General features: G+C 51.6%; 11 protein-coding genes. 4 read left to right on the top strand and 7 right to left on the bottom strand.

Translation table 11 applies throughout. The annotated features are described in order from the left end of the window. Window positions 1-21: 21 nt before the first annotated feature. From MHI42_RS30880 to MHI42_RS30870, 3 genes are all read right to left on the bottom strand, one after another. Window positions 22-5055, bottom strand: coding sequence for an S-layer homology domain-containing protein (locus tag MHI42_RS30880; protein ID WP_342421658.1), 5034 nt, complete (start codon window positions 5053-5055; stop codon window positions 22-24). Window positions 5056-5811: 756 nt separating this feature from the next. Continuing rightward, window positions 5812-6813 (bottom strand): glycoside hydrolase family 43 protein, encoded by a 1002-nt coding sequence (locus MHI42_RS30875; RefSeq protein ID WP_342421657.1) that lies wholly within the window; start codon window positions 6811-6813, stop codon window positions 5812-5814. Continuing rightward, window positions 6810-8330 (bottom strand): glycoside hydrolase family 43 protein, encoded by a 1521-nt coding sequence (locus MHI42_RS30870; RefSeq protein ID WP_342421656.1) that lies wholly within the window; start codon window positions 8328-8330, stop codon window positions 6810-6812. Before MHI42_RS30870 ends, MHI42_RS30875 begins: the two co-directional genes overlap by 4 nt. A 331-nt stretch (window positions 8331-8661) precedes the next feature. Here MHI42_RS30870 and MHI42_RS30865 point away from each other — a divergent pair, with 331 nt between their 5' ends. The 4 genes from MHI42_RS30865 to MHI42_RS30850 all read left to right on the top strand — a co-directional run bounded on the left by MHI42_RS30865 (window position 8662) and on the right by MHI42_RS30850 (window position 12502). Continuing rightward, window positions 8662-9600 (top strand): ATP-binding cassette domain-containing protein, encoded by a 939-nt coding sequence (locus tag MHI42_RS30865; protein ID WP_342421655.1) that lies wholly within the window; start codon window positions 8662-8664, stop codon window positions 9598-9600. Next, window positions 9578-10333, top strand: coding sequence for an ABC transporter permease (locus tag MHI42_RS30860; protein ID WP_342421654.1), 756 nt, complete (start codon window positions 9578-9580; stop codon window positions 10331-10333). Before MHI42_RS30865 ends, MHI42_RS30860 begins: the two co-directional genes overlap by 23 nt. A 402-nt stretch (window positions 10334-10735) precedes the next feature. After that, window positions 10736-11434 carry a response regulator transcription factor gene (locus MHI42_RS30855; RefSeq protein ID WP_039302528.1) on the top strand — a complete coding sequence of 233 codons (699 nt, stop codon included), beginning with the start codon at window positions 10736-10738 and terminating at the stop codon, window positions 11432-11434. Continuing rightward, a complete protein-coding gene (locus MHI42_RS30850) occupies window positions 11435-12502 on the top strand; it encodes a HAMP domain-containing sensor histidine kinase (protein ID WP_342421653.1) in 1068 nt (355 codons plus the stop codon). 18 nt (window positions 12503-12520) lie between these two features. Here the strand turns inward: MHI42_RS30850 and treR are convergent, their stop codons facing one another. The 4 genes from treR to MHI42_RS30830 form a co-directional block, all read right to left on the bottom strand. After that, complete coding sequence (treR, locus tag MHI42_RS30845) at window positions 12521-13240, bottom strand: trehalose operon repressor (RefSeq protein WP_342421652.1); 720 nt, start codon at window positions 13238-13240, stop codon at window positions 12521-12523. A 72-nt stretch (window positions 13241-13312) separates the two neighbouring features. Then, window positions 13313-15307 (bottom strand): PTS system trehalose-specific EIIBC component, encoded by a 1995-nt coding sequence (gene treP, locus MHI42_RS30840; RefSeq protein WP_342421651.1) that lies wholly within the window; start codon window positions 15305-15307, stop codon window positions 13313-13315. 11 nt (window positions 15308-15318) lie between these two features. After that, entirely contained in the window at window positions 15319-17040 is a 1722-nt protein-coding gene (treC, locus tag MHI42_RS30835) for an alpha,alpha-phosphotrehalase (RefSeq protein ID WP_342421650.1), read from the bottom strand. 837 nt (window positions 17041-17877) lie between these two features. Beyond that, window positions 17878-18981, bottom strand: a complete 1104-nt coding sequence (locus tag MHI42_RS30830) for a Gfo/Idh/MocA family oxidoreductase (RefSeq protein WP_342421649.1) — start codon at window positions 18979-18981, stop codon at window positions 17878-17880. Between the last annotated feature and the right edge of the window lie 21 nt (window positions 18982-19002).

Here is a 19002-nt window from a genome sequence, read left to right as displayed (position 1 = left end):
TTTCCTTACCGCCCGCCAGGCTTAATTCAAATAATTCAGCAGCATCTGCGCAGCTTCTGCCCGGGTGGCGGGAGCTTTGGGCGCGAAGGTTCCGTCAGCCCGCCCTTTCACGAGGCCAAGCGCAGCGGCTTCAGCCACCTGATCCGCTGCCCAGCCGGAGATGTCTCCAGCATCCTTAATAGACAGGCTGCCCGTTGCGGCCGGGATTGAACCCTGCTGCAGCCGGTAAGCGCGCATCAGAATGACGGTCATCTCTTCCCGGCTGATTGCTGCAGCCGGCTGGAAAGACTCCGGCGTACGGCCGGTAATCAGACCGGCCTGGACCATGCCGGAGAGTGCCTGCTGATACCAGGCGCCTGCCGGAACATCAGCGAAGGAAGTGGTGCCGCTGCCGCTTAGCTGCAGCGTGCCGGCCATCAGCTGCACGAATTCAGCCCGGGTAATATTCCTGCCCGGCTGATAAGCCTGCTCCGATATTCCCTTGATCAGATGCTTCGCAGACAGCTCACGCAAGGCTTCGAAGGCCCAGTGCGTGACCGGAACATCGTTGAACTGCTTCGTATACTCCAGCAGTGCGTAAGTGCCGTTGCCGTCAAGTTCGGCTGTAAGACTGCCGGCTGCAGCAGATCCTCCCAGATAAGTGAGTGTACCGTCACTGCCTACACGGTACAAGCCAAGCAGCTTCGGATGAAGTGCTTCACCGGCTGGCCAGCTTATACTAACAGGAGAAGCGTAATTGCCGGGACGCTTAACGGTTCCATCTGCCAGGGACAAGCTCAGATCATAGTCCAGGAGTTGTCCCTTAAGCGATACACCGGCTTCCGTCTTCAGCGAAGCTTGTGCAAGTGCCTTGAATTCTGCTTGCAGCACGATCTTTGCACCGTTGCCCTGGGCAGCAGGCACGGCTTCGGCCAGCTGCTTCAGCAGGTCCGGTGTCAGTTCAAGAACTGTTCCGTCTCCCTCTACGCGGAGCGTATTGGTTCCCAGCAGCTCACCGGCGTTAACCGGAAGCTCAATTGTGACCGCTTGCTGTACCTGCACGGTAACTACACCGTTTACGGCCGGACTGCCCAGCTGTGCGGCTGATATCACTGCGACCGAAGGCGCCGGTGTTGCAGCCGGTACAGGTGTTGCCGTTGGCAGAGCAGCCACCGGAGGATTGGTTGCCGTCAACGGGGGATTAGTTGGCGTCACCGGCTGACGGTTTACATTCAGAGTAATAACCTCTGTATCCGCCGTATCCACATAAGGGCGGCCGCCAACGATGCGGGTATTCTCTACACGCGCCTTATAAACGCCCGTATCAGAAAGTTGCGCCTTGGCAAGGGTCAGGCTGCTGCCAAGAGCATCCTCTATAACCAGATCATCTTTGAACCAGCTGTAGCCCAGTTCACCATATACGGAATCGGCAACAACTGTAAAGGTCACATCGTTACCTTCCATTACTGATTGGCTTGTCGCTGTAAATGAAGCAATCGCCGGAGCTTCATGCTGCGGATAGACCTTCAGTGCCAGTGGTGAGCCAACGATACGCGCCGGGTCTGTGGCCTCTTTGCCGGTCAGCACAACACGATAATTCGTTCCATCCTCTTCAAATAATGGATTGAACCGGTATACCGCGCCGGTAACGCCCGGAACCGTCTGCCATTCCTCATCCGCAGCACGCTTCATTTCCCACTCAATGGAGGCAATATCTCCTGATGTATCGACGGCAAGCGCGATCGGCTCCCCGGCAACCGTCTCAAGTACCGATGGCAAATCCATTACAAAGGCCGGGGTCATCCATTGGATTTCCGCCGGGAGCACCTGCAGGTTGTATTCCTTCTCTGCGGTCAAGCCGCCTTCGCCGGTCACAATGACCTTATAGCGGTAACCGCTCATTTCTTCTGTCAGATCTGTAAGTGTCAGCGTATCGCCAGCGGCAATAACTTCACCGTATCCTTCTCCCTGATCGGCATACCAGGCATAGACTAATGTACCGGTACCTTTACCAACAGCGCGAAGCACTCCATCCTGTCCTGCCCGGAACGAACCTTCACTGACCACCTGTACATCCGGCGGCAGCGCGGTCCATTTCGCCTGCAGCGTAAGCGGACCATTCACCGTGTCAGAGGCAAAGTGCCATCTCGCATTACCGTTATACCAGCCTTCCAGCACATAACCTTCTCTCGCCACATTCGGTGCTGCTACAAGCGCACCGTTCATAACCTGGACAACCTTCGCCTTCGGCTGGCCGCCGTTACTGTTAAAGGTTACGTTGTACCGCTTATCCAGCTGCAGCGGCTGGGATTTGTTCCCGCTGTAATCCTCCATCACCACTGTTACTGCTTTGGTCGACGTAAAGCTAAGGCTTGCCTTCGTGGTGCGGCCGCGGATAATCATCGGCTTTTGCGCTGCTGCCCCTGATAAATAGGTTACCGCAAAAGACTTAGGAACTCCGTCTTCAAAGACGTACATGTACCTCCAGTCCCGTGTGTTCGGCATTGGCAGGCTCAGTGTATTTCCATTCCAGGACCATGCTTCGGCATAAGGCTCCGACAGCTTGTCAATGAACGTACCATTATAGGTTACAATATCCGAGTTGCCTGCCTGGATGGTTACAGTGAACTCGTCCCCATTAATTGGCATATCGCTGAACAATGCCGAGGTTGTCCCTTGCGGCAGGATCAATTGTCTGGAGACAGGCTCTGCGGTAGTAATCCAGTTTACCGATTTCACCGTCACCTTAACGTTCCCGGCAGCGTCTGAACCGGACCACTTGACCAGTAGATCGCCGTTCTCGCTAGATTCGGCCTCAGCACCCGATACCGCCGAGTCCAAATTAAAGGACACTGTGGCCGCGTCCCCTTCTACTCCGTCCGCTCCTACAGGAATGACTTTAATTATACCGGATTTGGCTGGCAGCTGTTTGATGTAGAACGTTTCGTCATATTTGCCGCCCATAAAGATGTCGTTCACATATACATTGTATTGCTTCACCTGGGAATAATCGCTGTTCAGATCCCACTTCAGAATCATTTCATTCGTATTCGGCAAGGCCTGCGAAACCACCAGATGGGTTGGCGCGGCCGGCTTCACGGCTGACCCGTCAGAGATGCGGATTTGGCCGATGTTTACCTGATAATCGGCGATTGTGCCTGCACCCGGTGTAAACACCAGGCCAAAGGCTGCGATTTCTTTACCTGCGTAAGCCCCTAGATCCACCTCTGCCGTTGCCCAGCCCATGGTTTGTTTGCCGCTGTTCTCCACAGGTACCTTGACTACCTTGGACGGATTGTCCTTGAAGATCAGGCCTGCACTCAAGACAGAAGCATCGTCGGCTGAAGTCTTGTTATAAGCAATCGACAGCTGGGACGTTGCCTGTACGGACAGGTCGCTCTTGTACAAGCGGAGGAAATTCTCCTTGTCCAGCGCCCCGTTCACAACCAGTGAACTGCCTCCGTTGAAGCCGCCGATCTGCTTATAGCTCATGCGTGAATTGTCTGTCATTGTATATTCCGGACCGTAGTCGTAATCAACCGTCAAGCGGTTGCCCAGGGTATCCTGCCACCATTGCCACGTTACAGGAATATCCTGAAGGCTCATGTTGGACCATTCTTCCTCATTTGACTTTTCCCCGTTAACATAATAAGAAATACCATGCCCGGTATTGAAATTCGTATAGAAGTTGGAATTCTGAACCACGGAGCGTTCCGCAATGACCGAAGAAATTCCCGGCCAGTAGCGGTTATCCGCATAGACATCCGCCACCGTATTCGCGGGCGAAACGGTTGTATTGCCGGGGTTCACATTCGGACCTGACCACCAGAGCTGCTCCCGCAGATGGGTCATCCACTGGTAATCATTGTCTGTACGTTTGGAGACAGGCCACGCTTGTCCCATATCCTCGTCAAGACCGGCATGGACGAAATCAGCTCCGAGCGTTGCGATGCTCAAACGCGGAGCTCCGCCTGCTGTCAACTTGTCTTTCAGAGCTGTTCCCTGTACGCTCTTGAAACGGTCACGGCCTGCTTCAAGTCCGGCAAAGCCAATATCAAACAGATTGTAATTTGTCCCTTCATCCTCATTCATTCCAGCCAAATAGCCTATAGCTGTATTAATATGAGTGCTATTCACTCCGTAATCGAAGAAAAAGGAGTTTGAAACCGGCTCTTTTGCCGTTTTATCATACAGCATCGAAATATTGTTATTATTAAAGGTTCTTGTAAAGGTATTGGAACCGTTGTTCGTAGTTAATGAATCGTACCACTGGACATATAACCCGCCTTGTTGCAGCACCTTCATGAAAGCAATGTAATCGGGAATATCGGCTGTAGCGACATTCGGGCTCACCTCTTCCTGATTAAGGAAATAGCCGTCGAAGCCGAAGTAATTTGCCATTTCAATCATTTTCCTGGCGACCGGGAAGTCACCGTTCTCATCCTTCACAATCATTTGTTTGTAGGTTTGCTGTCCGCGGTCATTGTTGGAGAAAAACACACCGGCCAGCGACATGACCCCATTCTTATGTGCGGCATCCGTATAGGTTGGATTCGGAATATTCAGCATGCCGAACTCAAACCACTTCTGCTGCCAGTCGGACTGGGCCAGATCATCGTAATATTCCGGCGGCGTATATGCCGTTGCAGTACCATGCCAATACGAATAATAATCAACATACTGCCAGAAATTGAAGTGATATTGGGCAAACTTGTTGGTATAAGGAGCATTTTCAATGAAGGCATTTCCATAATCGCCTGCGACATTCATCATCTTGACATCCGGACTCAGCTTAGGATTGGCCTGTGTAGCCGTGAAAGATGAAATCCGCTTCTGTAAAGGCACGCGGGAACGAAGCAGTTCCGCATCCGGATCGGTCTCAGGACTCCAACCCGCGATTAGATTGCTGGTGTAGCCATGTATACTCGGCTGGTTAGCTCCATGCGCGCTGTCCCCTTTGAACGGCCAGGTATCTCCGGCCAGAGCGGTCTGCGGCAGCAAGCCTGCAAGTAGCGCCGCACTTATTACGGTTGAAGTCAGTCTGCGAAGTTTGCGTGTTTGGGTATGAGATATCATTGTCCACTCTCCTCATGTAATGGGGATGATCTTCGATACTGCTAGTTCAAACGGTGTATTATTGGAAACGCATTCATAAAAAATCCTGCTGTACCCCCCTTTTATTCTTTATCCAAATTTAATATATAGCAGGAGCTGCCGGTCCAAGTAGAAGCGAAATTAAAGATACACTGGCCAAATTAAAGGAAAGTCTGCAACAGCCCATAACCAAATAGAGCATAGCTCCAATAGTCCTGAGACATGCTCTGTTTAATTTGACGCTACATCTTACTTTTTACTTTCCAGATTCCCTTCGGGCAGAAGCAGGAGCAGCTTACTTTATATAATCCTGCACCAAATACAACATTTCCCTCACTATCCCGGCACTTAATCCGAAATTGTTGTACAAAAAGCATCATTTCGCTGCCTCCAGACGGTTTAGCAGGATAATTGCTGTATTTCGTACAACAATCCTGCCAAATACCCGGATATCCGGGTATCGAAGTTGTACTACGTACAACATTAACGCGTATACGATGTGAACTTAAGAGCCTCAGCGCTTCCGGCACGAACCCGGTGTTGGAATTCAGAAGAGCCCCCCTTATCTCATTCAAGTGAATCGGCAACTTGTCCGGGCTTACTCTAACGTGCTAACGTGCGGTTCACATTGCCGGATTATTCAGTCTACATACAGCAAAAAAGCAGCCTCCGCGGGGAAGCTGCCGTTTGTTCTGCTGTCATACAGGCTGCTGTACTGCAAGCTGCTGAGCCTGCGGATTACTCCGCTGGTTCAGCAGAAGCCGGGTATGGATCAATCTTCTGAATTGTTCCGTCTTCATTATATTTAAGCTCGGTGTATTTCACGCTGCGCTTATGGTTCACGCCGCCTGATAACGAGCTGTCGTGATAGAACAGATACCACTTGTCTTCAAACTCAACAATCGAATGATGGGTGGTCCAGCCAATGACCGGAGAGAGAATCTCGCCCTTGAAGGTAAAGGGACCCTGCGGATTCCGGCTGACGGCATACACCAGCGTGTGCTGTGTTCCTGTCGAGTAAGAGAGATAATAATACCCGTTGTACTTGTGGACCCAGGGTCCTTCGAAATATCTCCGCTGCTCATCCCCGGCAAGAATCGGGTTGCCCTCTTCATCCACAATCGAAATCTCTGCAGGCTGCACTTGAAAAGACAGCATATCCTCGCTCAGCAGAGCCACGCGCGGTCCAATCGCCGGCGCATCCAGAGCAGGCCCTTCCGCATCCGCCACGAATGTGCCAGTCTGCCATTTCTCCAGCTGCCCTCCCCAAAGACCGCCGAAATAGATATAAGCCTGGTTATCGTCATCCACCAATACAGCCGGATCAATACTATAGCTGCCAGCGATGTAATCGGGCTGCGGGTCAAACGGGCCTGCCGGTGAAGCGGAGGTAGCCACACCAATCCGGAATATTCCGTCGTGGTCACGGGCCGGGAAGAACAGGTAATAGGTATTATTCTTATAGGCCGCATCCGGAGCCCAGAGCTGCTTGGAGGCCCAGGGGATCTGATCCAGATGGAGCGCCTGGCCGTGATCCACTACCGGCGAATCAAAGCTATCCAGTGACAGAATATGATAGTCTTCCATCGCATACTGGTCCCCGTTATCATTATCCGGTCCATCGTGATCCAGGTCATGGGAAGGATAAATGTAGATTTTCCCTTCATAGACATGGGCGGACGGGTCCGCAGTATAGATGTGGGTAACGAGCGGTTCATTAGGTTTCGGCAAATGTGTCATAAGACATCTCCTTTTGTATTTGTGTAATAGAATTCTGCAAAATAACCCGGAGCCGCAGCATCCGCACCCTCTCCCGAGGCGTGAAGTCCCAGGCAGACACCGGTGAATCCGCCGTTCACCTCAGGTGACAGGACAGATACATGTACCTTCTGCTCTGCGTCATGCCAGGAGATGCCATCCTCAGAATACGAGCAGGTATAGACCTCTCCGTCCGAACGGAGGCGGAGCCGTACCCCTCCGGAGCTCCCCGCCGGGTAATGATATATCTGCTTCTCATCCCCGTCCTTGACGGTAAGCTCCATAACCCGTCTGCCACTCCGGCTGGCGAGTCCCCAGAAGATGTATCCCCGGTTGTTCAGGCGGGCGGCCAGTCCGGCATATTCCCCATCCTTCACGGGATCAAAATCCAGACTTACGCCTATCTCCATCCGGTGATGCTTCTGGCGGATACAGGCCAACACTGCCGGCGCCTCATCATCCAGCGTGTAGGCATTCCCCCGGACGGCAAGCTTGCCATCGCGCTCTGTCCAGGAATACCGTTCCTGCTCGTAGCAGCGCAGAAAAGCCCATTCCGGGCCGAAGCCTCCGCTCAGCTCCATGCGCTGAGCAATGTCATCCGGACTGGAATCTTCAGCGGAGACAACGGTTCCTTCATTGTTGTCAATCAACGGCCAGCCTTCTTCCGTCCAGGTAACCGGAGCCAGGAAGGTCTCTCTGCCCAGCGGAGAGTATTTGCCGTCCACCGGACGCATGCCCAGAAAGACGGCCCACCACTTCCCGGACGTATCCTCTACCAGATCCGCATGGCCCAGGCATTGAACCGGATGCTCCTTCAGCCCGCGGTGGGTCAGTATAGGTTCAGGCTTATCCTCAAACGGCCCGTAAGGGTTGCTGCTGCGGGCAATGATCTCCCGGTGATCCCGGGCGGTGCCGCCCGATGCCGTCATCAGGTAGTAGACGCCTTTGATTTTATACAGATGCGGCCCTTCTACCCATGGACCCTCATCCCCCCGCCAGATCTCCACAGGCTCAGACAGCACTTCACCGGATTCCGGATGAATCTCGTACTGGATAATATGGGATTCATAGCCGGCTCCATTCTGCACAGTCACGTAAGCGCGCCCATCCTCATCGAAGAACAGGGACGGATCAATTCCCCCATAAGGCAACAGGACCGGCTCTGACCAGGGACCTTCCGGCTTGTCCGCTGTCACGAAGAAATTACCGATACCCCTCACATCCGTAGTAATCATATAGAATCGGCCTGCATGATGGCGTATCGTAGCGGCATATATACCGTCAGAGCTGCCGCTTGTCCGCAGGTCCACCTGGGACTTCCGGGTCAATACATGTCCTATCGGCGTCCAGTGAATCAGATCCTTGCTATGGAAGATAGGGACGCCGGGAAAATACTCAAAAGAGCTGTTAATCAAATAGTAGTCATCATTTACACGGACTACACTTGGATCTGGATAGTAGCCGGAGATCACGGGGTTCCTGACATTTATTGAGTGCATAATAGCCTCCCTGAAATTGTGCGCAAGCGTTTACAATCCTCAGTACCATTCTACAAGCCGATATTATTTTTTCCCATACGCAGAATAAAGGACTTACCCCGAAAATTATGAGAATTGCCATCCTACTGAAATTGTAATTTAAACAAGGAGCCGCTGCTCGCCATTTTACTTAAAGGATTGGTCATTTTTTGCGGAATGTTTATCAAATGTTAATGAAATCTTTATGGCCTGTTCAGATTAGACGGGGTGAACGTTTATAACGGGCCGCTAGAATGAGAGAAAGCCGGCAGACACTTTAAGTACATAGAAATCTAATGAGGTGGGAGAACGCATGAGCGAATATGTGCTACAGGCACACCAATTATCCAAGCATTACAAGCATCACCCTGCACTGGACCGTGTCGACCTGTCGATACGCCGGGGCAGCATCTATGGGTTCATAGGCCAGAACGGCGCCGGGAAATCAACCCTTATGCGGATAGCAGCAGGACTGTCCAGGCCAACCTCAGGCCAAATCGAATTATTCGGATATAAGGAAGGCGCACAGCTTGTACAGGCGAGAAAAAGGATTGGCACGACTATTGAGACACCCGCCCTTTTCCCTCATCTATCAGCCGCAGAGAACCTGGAGGTATTCCGGCTGCAAAAGGGTATCCGCGACAAGGAGCAGATCCGCCAAACCTTAGCACTGGTAGGACTTGAGCAGGCCGGCAGCAAAATCGCTGCCAACTTCTCATTGGGTATGAAGCAGCGGCTGGGTCTGGCGGTTTCACTGCTCGGCAACCCTGAGCTGCTTATTCTTGACGAACCTACCAACGGACTTGATCCTGTGGGGGTTGTTGAATTAAGAGAATTATTGCTTCATTTAAATAGGGACAAGGGCATCAGCATTCTGATATCCAGCCATATTCTGAGTGAGCTGCACTTGCTGGCAACGGATTACGGGATTATTCATAACGGGCGAATGCTGGAGCAATTGTCTGTAAGCGAGCTTCAGGCCAAGTGCAGGCAATACCTGCACATCAAGGTAGATTCACCAGAGAAGGCCATAGGAATTATACAGGAAGAATGCCAGACAACGGAATATGAACTAGATGCTGACGGTATCATCCGCTTATATGAACCGTTCGGCCCTCCCGGTGCGCTCTCGGCTAAGCTGTTTGCAGCAGGTCTGGAAGTCCAGCAGTTCATGCCGAAGGGCGAAAAGCTGGAACGGTATTATACCAAGCTGATTGGAGGGGCGGCAAATGGCAAATCTGTTACGGTCTGAGCTGTACAAATTATACAAAGAGCCCTCGTTCCGGATTCTCTGTTTCACTTTTATCTTCGTGGCGGTCATCTTATCCGGAGTTATCCATTTTATGGGCTCAGGTCAGAAGGTTTTCAGCGGGATATCAGGGCTCGGCCAAGGTGTTCAAGTGAATACGATTGTGCTTAAAGTCTCTTTAGCCGTAGTAGGAGGCTTCTTTCTCTCAGGTGAGCATGGCCTTGGGATTATGAAAATCTCGGTTGCTTCGGGGTACAGCCGCAGACAGATTTATACTGCCAAGCTGACGGCCTATTCTATCGGAATCATCATTTTGTCTTTAATCGTCCCTGTCATATGTGTGATAGCCGGCAGTTTGCTGAATGGCTTCGGCAGCCTCCCGGAAATTCCTGCCGCCCTATATTTATTTCGTACACTTGCCTTCACGATACTATATGCAGCTGCCTTTGCCTCCATGGTTGCCGTGTTCGCTGTCACAACAACAATAAGCGGCATAACGATTGGCGCGGTGCTGCTGGTAATGCTTTTCTTCGACACCCTCTCACAATGGCTGAGCGGGAAATGGGCTGTGTACAGGGAATTTTATGAGCATTCCGTATTTAAGCTTGTTATGGATATCGCCACCCCAACGCAGACAACGTATGAGCTTACTCTCTTAATCCTGATTCCCATTGCGACTATTCTCGTATTTGCCTGGCTGGGGATCATGAGCTTCCGGAACATGGAAATCAAATAATCAATAAATTAAATCCAAGGAGACCTGACTATGAAAAAACGTATTCTCTATCTTGTGATCATTGTTGCTGGCGCAGTATTAATTTTATTATCCATGATCGGTTTTGAAACGTCCTGATTTACGGAAATATCCAAATCATATATGATGGTCACTATATAAGATGCACTAAAGATATAAACAAAAAGCGAAAGAAGCGGAGGGGAAATTTGGAACTGTAGGAGCGGTAGCGACCGCCTTTGTCAACGGATTTCAACCGCGAACAGCGGATTAGATCAAGAAATCTGGTGACAACAGCGGCCGGAAGTCCAAATGTTCACCGCAGTGACGACTAAGCTTCAAGTTCAAACCATAAGTGCTTCTTATATAGAACTATATCCTACAAAAAACGGGTGTGTCCTTACTATGGCAAGTGAACGGATTATGATTGTCGAAGATGAGCTGGAGATCGCCGAGCTGATCAAGGATTATTTGGAGATAGAGCGGTATGAGGTGATCATCTGTCCTGACGGTGAAGAAGCGCTCCGGGCTTTCGGACAGTTTCATCCGCAGCTGGTAGTCCTTGATATTATGCTGCCGCTGCTTGATGGAATGGAGGTATGCCGCAGGATACGTACGGAGTCCGATGTTCCCATCATTATGCTCAGCGCAAAAAAACGGGATTCCGACAAAATCCTGGGGCTAGGTCTGGGAGCAGATGATTATGTGGTGAAGCCCTTTAGTCCAGGTGAGATTGTGGCCAGGGTTAAGGCTCAGCTGAGGCGTTTCAACGGGTTAACCTTACCTTCAAAGCAACAAAGTACAGTCGTATATCCCGGCCTGGAGCTTGATCTCAAAGCCTATGAGGTCCGGGTACGCAAGGAGACCGTTCATTTCTCAGCGCGGGAATTCGAGGTACTCCGCTTCCTCGCGATCCATCCCAATCAGGTGTTTACCCGTGAACAGATCTTTGGAAGTGCCTGGGGAATACATGAATACGGGGATCTGAATACGGTAACAGTGCATGTCAAAAAGATACGGGAAAAAATCGAATTAGATCCGGCCAATCCCCGGTACATTCTTACCGTTCGGGGCATAGGCTATAAATTTTACGGGGGGAACTAAATGAAGAAGCCGGGCCTCCGCTTTCAAATGGTTACTTCGATGTTTATCATTATCCTGCTTCCGCTGCTTCTCTTTTCTATATTTGTGGGTACCAGTTACAGTAACAACGCACCTGCAGATAAAGCTTATACTGGAATGATCCCTGTGGTCATCCTGGTGTCACTCCCGCTGATCTGCTGTACAATTTGGATGACCCGAACGATAACCCGCAAAATTCTGTTGCCTCTCCGGGAGCTTACGCTTGTAGCTGAACAGATTGTGCAGGGCAACATGGATTGCCCGATTACATACCGGGCCAACGACGAAATGGGCAGGTTCAGCGCCGTGTTCGAGCTGATGAGAACCCGTCTGCTGGAATCCAAGGTGAACCAGGATGCTTATGAACAAGCACGCAATGAACTTATAGCGAGCATCTCTCATGATCTCCGGACCCCTCTTTCCTCCATCAGGGGATATGTGGAGGGTCTGCAGGATGGCGTCGCACAGGATAAGGTCAAATTCGAGCGTTATTTATCGATCATCCGGGACAAGACAGACAAGCTAAACGATCTGATTGAGGATTTGTTCCGTTTCTCGGAGCTGGAGTCGGGGCAGCTGCAAATGAATTACGAAGAGATTGAATGCGATCTTCTGCTGGAGTCCATCGTGCGGCCGCTGGAATATGAATTTACTGAGGCCAGGGCCAGATTAACTGTGGTCCGTCCCTTTCCGGCTGGAAGGGTGCGGGCAGACGCGGTCCGCCTCACGCAGGTATTTAACAACTTAGTCGGCAATGCCACCAAATACGCTGGTGAAGAGGCACATATAACTATAGCCGCTTCCCATACCGGGAAGCGGCTGAAGGTTATTGTGAGTGATAACGGTACAGAAATCGCACCCGAGCACTTGCCCCACCTTTTTGAGCGGTTCTACCGCGGGGATAAATCACGCTCCAGCCAATGGGGGGGAGCCGGCCTGGGGCTTGCCATCTGCAAATACATTATTGAAGCACATGGCGGGGACATCGGAGTTCACACCTTGCCGGGTGCCGGCAATGTGTTTTCCTTTACGTTGCCGTTAATTACCTAGACGCTCGTTTCAGACATATTACCGCCGCACCCGTCTGGCAAAATCCACGAACTGAAACTTATCCAGCCGGTGTCTGGATTCGGTATATTGGAACAGCACCGTATTCTCCAGATACACATAGTTCCGCACTATGACAATATGCGTGTATTTCTTCAGATCAAGCAGGCGGTGATCCTCCTCCGTCGCCGGCTCAACGGATATCAGCTTCTTCGCATAACTGATTTTCAGCCCCAGCTCCACTTCCAGATATTCATAGATAGAGCCTGCCGCGATCTCTGCGCTTAAGAACGGCACAATATCCGCCCGGAAATAATCCTTGTCCAGAATGATCCGTTCTTCTTCAATCTCTCTGGCGCGGATTACCTTCCATACCGGGGTATCCTCCGGAACCTGCAGCTGTCTGGCCAGCGCAGAGCCGGCCGGCTCCATCACCGTTTCTTCTACCAGTGTCCGTGAGGGAGCACCGAGAGTACCTGCCATTTCCTTGAACGAGATCAGGCCGGTAACGGGAAAATCCATCCGGGTCATATCCAGCACAAACGAGCCTCTGCCTTTGATTTTGTGAATGTAGCCCTCACGGAACAGCAGATTCAGCGCTTTGCGCACCGTTTCCCGCGAAGTGCAGTACGCCTCGGCCAGCTCACTTTCAGAAGGCAGCTTGGTCCCCGGCAGCAGCTGGCCGGAATGGATCTGGTTACTGTATTCATTATAGATTTGCAAATATATATTTTCTCTCATTATAGATCACCGCCCTATATTGTATCACGCCGTGGCTCTGGACGCATGGATTCAATTCGGGGGCGGGCCGGATCAACCCTTAAGATGAATAGTCAAAATACTGGTCTGCTTTGCCGTCGCCGGTCCCGTCTTCTCCTCAATCTTCTCCACCATCTCCTGCCCCGCAGGAATGATGATTGGGGTAATCACCGGGTAACCGGCTGCACGGATAGCATCCATATCGAATTCCAGCAGAAGCTCGCCGGCCTTCACCTTATCGCCAATATTCTTAAGCTGGGTGAACCCGCTGCCCTTGAGCGACACCGTATTAATCCCTACATGGATAAGTACCTGCACGCCGCTGGCATGCTCCAGAATAAGCGCATGTTTGCTCTTGATTACATGGGCGACTGTCGCATCAAACGGTGCATATACTTTCCCTTCGGAGGGTTCAATCGCAACCCCCTGACCCATCTGCCCCTCGGCGAAAGCAGGATCGGGTACCTGCGCAAGCGGTACTGCCGTGCCGCTGAGCGGTGCAGCCAGCTCCAGAATGTTCACCGGCTCCTGTGAGCCTTGAACGGACTGGCGGCTGCTGAGTTCATCTTGTACGGCCGGAGGGCTGACCGTTGTTGTTCCGGCTGCTGTTGCGCCTGCGGCTGCAACTGAACTCTTCCCGGCACGGCTGACGACGGCACGGCCATACAGCACAGTAGCCACAAACGGCACGATCAGCACAATTGCCATACCTACGAAGAATACGCCCCACTGGTTCGGGAAGATGGACAGGAAGCCGGGAACCCCGCCAACGCCAATGGAAGAGGCGCGGACCTGGTTAATCGTGAGCAGAACCCCGCCCAGTGCAGAGCCGATCATTCCGAAGATGAACGGATAGCGGTAGCGGATATTGACCCCGAAGATCGCCGGTTCCGTGACTCCGAGGAAGGCAGAGATCGAAGACGTTACCGCAAGTCCCTTCGTCTTCTGTTCTTTGATGACGAACATCATCGCCAGTGCCGCTGCCCCCTGTGCAATGTTGGAGAGAGCGAGCATCGGCCAGAGGAATGTGCCGCCTTCACTTCCGATAAGCTGAACGTCAACCGCCAGGAAGGTATGATGCATCCCTGTGATGACTAATAGCGCGTAGAATCCGCCATAGATTAAGCCGCCTAGAATCGCGAAATGATCGAACACATAGACCAGTCCGGAAGTGATCGCATTGGCGATACCGAAGGTAACCGGTCCAATAATTGTGAACGCCAGGAAACCTGTAATCAGCAGAGTCACTGGCGCAACAACCAGCAGTTTAATCGAGTCATGTACTCTTTTGTTCAGGAACTTCTCAATGCCAGCCAGAATATAGGCCGAGACCAGCACCGGCAATACCTGTCCCTGATAACCGATTTTCTCCAGATGCCAGCCGAACAAATTCCAGGTTGGAACCGTTCCTTCCGTAGAAGCACTGGCATAACCGTAGGCACTTAATAAATCCGGATGAACGAGAATAAGTCCGAGCACAATCCCGAGCAGCGGACTGCCGCCGAACCGGGTCACTGCCGCCCAGCCGATCAGGGCCGGTAAGAACGTGAAGGCTGTGCTGGCAATCGTATTGATAATCGCCGCAATATCTTTCCACTGCGGATAGACATCGACCAGCGACTGGCTGAAGAAGATTCCCGGGCCAGTAAGTATATTATTGATCCCGAGCAGCAAACCTGCAGTTACGATGGCCGGAAGGATCGGAATAAAAATATCGGCCAGCGTCTTGATCGCCCGCTGCAGAGGATTCTGTTTACGGGCCGCTGCCGATTTCACCTCATCCTTGGAAGAACGGGCACCGCCGGTCAGCTGAATCATTTCGTCATACACTTTATCAACGGTTCCCGGACCAATTACGATCTGGAACTGGCCTTGGCTGGAAAATTGTCCTTTGACAAGGTCATTGGCGTCCAGCGCTGCTGAATCCACCATGCTCTCGTCATAGAGCGAGAATCTTAGCCGGGTTACGCAATGTGTCGCGACCTCAATATTCTCCTTGCCCCCAACCGCCCGTACAATATCCTCTACATTCTTGCGGTCAATAGCCATATCATCACTCCTTAAGTATTAGATGTTGTTAACCACATATAGGAAGCATAAGGACTCAGTTGAAGCTCTTGGGTTAATGCAGGTTCATCGGCTGTATTACCGGTTAAAAGCTTGTCCGTACCCGCTTGGCTTAAGTCTGCCCAATGCTTGTCCACGAACCGGAAGCTAATCTCCTTACTGCTGAAGTTCGAGACCACAACAAGTGTCTCCCCTATCCCTGTCCGGGCATAAGCGAACACCTCGGGATGACCTTCATCCAATCTGCGGAATACACCGTCGATGAATACAGCATGCTCTTTGCGCAGCGCAATCAGCTTGCGGTAATGATGGAGGATCGAATCCGGCCGCTCCAGTTCTTTTTGCACATTAATGTCCGGGTACCGCTCGTCGACCTTAAGCCAAGGCGTACCGCTGGTGAATCCGGCATTCGGACTGTCATCCCACTGCATCGGCGTACGGGAATTGTCGCGCGAACGTTCCTGTAGGATGCTGAGTGCCGCTTCCGGGCTCTTGCCCTGTTCCTGCAGAATGCGGTACATGTTCAGGGACTCAATATCGCGGAATTCTTCGATGCCCTTCCACTTCGGATTCGGCATGCCGATTTCCTCGCCCTGATAGACATATGGCGTTCCTTGAAGACCATGCAGCGTTGTAGCCAGGAGTTTCGCGCTTTCTTCGCGGTAGACATCATCATCGGTGAATCTGGAGAGCGCCCGCGGCTGATCATGATTGTTGAAGAATAAAGCGTTCCAGCCTCCGCCCTGCTGCATTCCGGTCTGCCACTCACTGAACAGCCGTTTCAATGCCTCGAAATCATAGGGCATCAGCTCCCACTTCCGTCCGCCCGGATAATCCACCTTCAGATGGTGGAAATTGAAGGTCATGGAGAACTCCCGCTCTTCAGGGTTCGAGTAGCGGATACAATGCGCAAGGGTAGTGGAGGACATCTCCCCGACTGTCACCATCTCAAACGGGCCGAATACCTCTTCATACATGTCTTTGATGTATTCATGAACCCGTGGTCCGTCTGTATAGAACTTCCGTCCATCCCCCGGCGGCACACTCCCGTCATCATTAGGGAACTGCTGGTCCTTGGAGATCAAATTAATGACATCCATCCGGAACCCGTCCACACCCTTGCGTGCCCAGAACAGCATCATATCGCTAACCGCTCTGCGGACCTCTGCATTCTCCCAATTCAGGTCGGCCTGAGTCTTGTCGAACAAGGTAAGATAATATTGTCCTGAAGCTTCATCGAACTGCCAGGCAGGCCCCCCGAACTTCGATTGCCAGTTATTCGGCACGCCGCCGTCTGGTGCCGGGTCCTTCCAGATATAATAATTACGGTACGGGTTGTCCTTGCCTGAAATCGACTGTTTGAACCATTCATGCTCCGTCGAGGTATGATTGACTACGATATCGGTCATCAGCTTCATGCCGCGCCGGTGCAGCTCCTCTATCAGCTCATCGAAATCCTCCATCGTGCCAAAATCAGGGTTAATATTCTCATAATCCGCAACATCGTAACCGTTATCATATTGGGGCGAGACATAGACCGGCTGCAGCCAGACGATATCAATCCCAAGCTCCTGCAAATAATCCAATTTCTCAGTAAGGCCTTTTATATCTCCCGTTCCATTGCCTGTCGTGTCCTTGAAGCTTTTCGGGTACACCTGATACACTGTGGACCGGCGCCACCATTCTGAATACCGGGACTGGGTCAAATTAAGCACCTCCAAAAGAATTGCTGTATTTCAATCATTAAACTTGTATATACAAGGTCAAACACTTCACACAGTTTAAACCTGTATATACAGGTTGTCAATAGTGCCTGTCCGTTGCGGTGTGCGGTGTGCGGTGTGCGTAAGACAGATATTTGCGTAGTACAGATAAATGATATTAAGACAGGGGCAAAGGTATAAGGGGGAATGTAGCGGCAATAGCCGTGATTGCGATAATAATGAAATTGTGGCGGGAACAGCACTAATAGCGGTGATAGTTACTGAATAGTATCTTTAACACGAATTGACCGCATCACTCCAGAGAGTCTCTCGTTATGCATAAGTAACAGTAATATTGGGTTAAAGCAAGGGTGCGTGAGCAATCTGCAGCGGGAAATTGTACATGTATCGCAGTTGTGGCTCATTTTGATAACTTTGTCTCTAGTCCAATATTAATTAAGTGGAAAATGTACATCTAAATTCCAATAATCAAACAGACTATAAACAATAAGTGGATAAAGAGCATCTAATTATTCCATTTCTCTAGTGAAAGGCATATTCGGCAGAATTAATTGTACTTTTTCCACTTATTATCCTATTTTTAGTATTGGATGAGATATTAAACGTCGTTTTTCCACTTATTTCGATTGGTCAGCATTGGAGGCGCGCGCGATAAGGTACAGACCAGGTTAGTCAAACTACTGGCGCGACAAGGTACGGGTCGGATTAGTCAGTCTGCTGGCGCGACAAGGTACGAACCAGGGGAGCTGAGCCACGCACGAAAACGGCGATCCATCCCCATAACCCGGGGACAGATCGCCGTTTTTTTGACTATATAAGCTACCTTAACTACTCCAAATAACCCTTAACCAAACCCAGCGGCAGCAGCTTCGGCTGCTCGCAGCTGGTGGACAGCTCCGCATAGCGCTTAGTGTCCGAGCTGGTGTGGAACGCATGCATGATCTCGAGCACATGATTCGCCAGCTCTCCGTTCGCCCGCGGGGTGTCTCCTGTCCCGATGCAGCGGGCCATATCCGCTACGCCAATGCCGCGGCTGTTCCCGGCATAATTGTAGATCAGCGGAATCTCCTGGAATTCCGTGCTGTGCGCCGGACGCAGCAGGACCGGACCGCCGAAGGTATTCGGGTCGGGTACGATCAGTGTGCCGAGCGAGCCGTAGATTTCGATCCGCGGCAGCGTGCTGTGCCAGACATCGAAGCTCGTAATCATCGTAGCCACGGCACCGCTCGCGAACTCGATGGTTCCGGCCACATGTGTAGGGACTTCGACATCAACCACCTTGCCGAACTTCTTCTCACTGGTGATCGTCCGCGTGGCGAATGAGGTTTTGGTGATCCCGCATACCGTTTTCGCCGGGCCGAGCAAAGATACCAGCGCCGTAAGATAATACGGGCCCATATCAAACATCGGACCGCCACCGGCCTGATAATAGAACTCAGGGTCCGGATGCCAGCTCTCATGACCATGGCAGAGCATGAAGGCGGTTGCGGCAACCGGCTCTCCGATATAGCCGTCCGCAATCAGCTTGGCGCAGGTTTGCAGGCCGCCTCCAAGGAAGGTGTCCGGCGCGCAGCCGACGAACAGATTCTTTTCTTTTGCCAGCTTAACAAGCTCGGTTCCATTCTCTAGCGTCAGTGACAGCGGCTTCTCCACGTACACATGCTTGCCTGCCAGCAGAGCCTGCTTACAGACATCGAAGTGGAAATTAGGCGTTGTCAGATTCACGACAATCTCTATTTCTTCCGAAGCCAGCAATTCCTCTGTCGTCCATACATGAGGAACTCCATATTTCTCTGCGGCCTGCCCTGCCCGCTCAGGGTCCAGATCGGCACAGGCGTAGACCTCTGTATTCACAAAGGTTCCGGTCAAATTCTCAAAATAAATGCCGCTGATATTCCCGCAGCCGACGATCCCTACCTTCACTTTACGCACAATGAGTCCCACCTTGTCTCG

The sequence above is a fragment of the Paenibacillus sp. FSL E2-0178 genome (assembly GCF_038593005.1).
GTDB lineage: Bacteria > Bacillota > Bacilli > Paenibacillales > Paenibacillaceae > Paenibacillus_AQ > Paenibacillus_AQ phytohabitans.
The sequence above is the reverse complement of the archived record's forward strand: the minus strand, read 5'-3'. Positions and strand labels throughout refer to the sequence as shown.

Bases quoted from the DNA above. Each gene is read 5' to 3' on its own strand.
- MHI42_RS30880 (WP_342421658.1), bottom strand. From the start codon at position 5,055: ATGATATCTCATACCCAAACACGCAAACTTCGCAGACTGACTTCAACC.
- MHI42_RS30875 (WP_342421657.1), bottom strand. From the start codon at position 6,813: ATGACACATTTGCCGAAACCTAATGAACCGCTCGTTACCCACATCTAT.
- MHI42_RS30870 (WP_342421656.1), bottom strand. From the start codon at position 8,330: ATGCACTCAATAAATGTCAGGAACCCCGTGATCTCCGGCTACTATCCA.
- MHI42_RS30865 (WP_342421655.1), top strand. From the start codon at position 8,662: ATGAGCGAATATGTGCTACAGGCACACCAATTATCCAAGCATTACAAG.
- MHI42_RS30860 (WP_342421654.1), top strand. From the start codon at position 9,578: ATGGCAAATCTGTTACGGTCTGAGCTGTACAAATTATACAAAGAGCCC.
- MHI42_RS30855 (WP_039302528.1), top strand. From the start codon at position 10,736: ATGGCAAGTGAACGGATTATGATTGTCGAAGATGAGCTGGAGATCGCC.
- MHI42_RS30850 (WP_342421653.1), top strand. From the start codon at position 11,435: ATGAAGAAGCCGGGCCTCCGCTTTCAAATGGTTACTTCGATGTTTATC.
- treR (WP_342421652.1), bottom strand. From the start codon at position 13,240: ATGAGAGAAAATATATATTTGCAAATCTATAATGAATACAGTAACCAG.
- treP (WP_342421651.1), bottom strand. From the start codon at position 15,307: ATGGCTATTGACCGCAAGAATGTAGAGGATATTGTACGGGCGGTTGGG.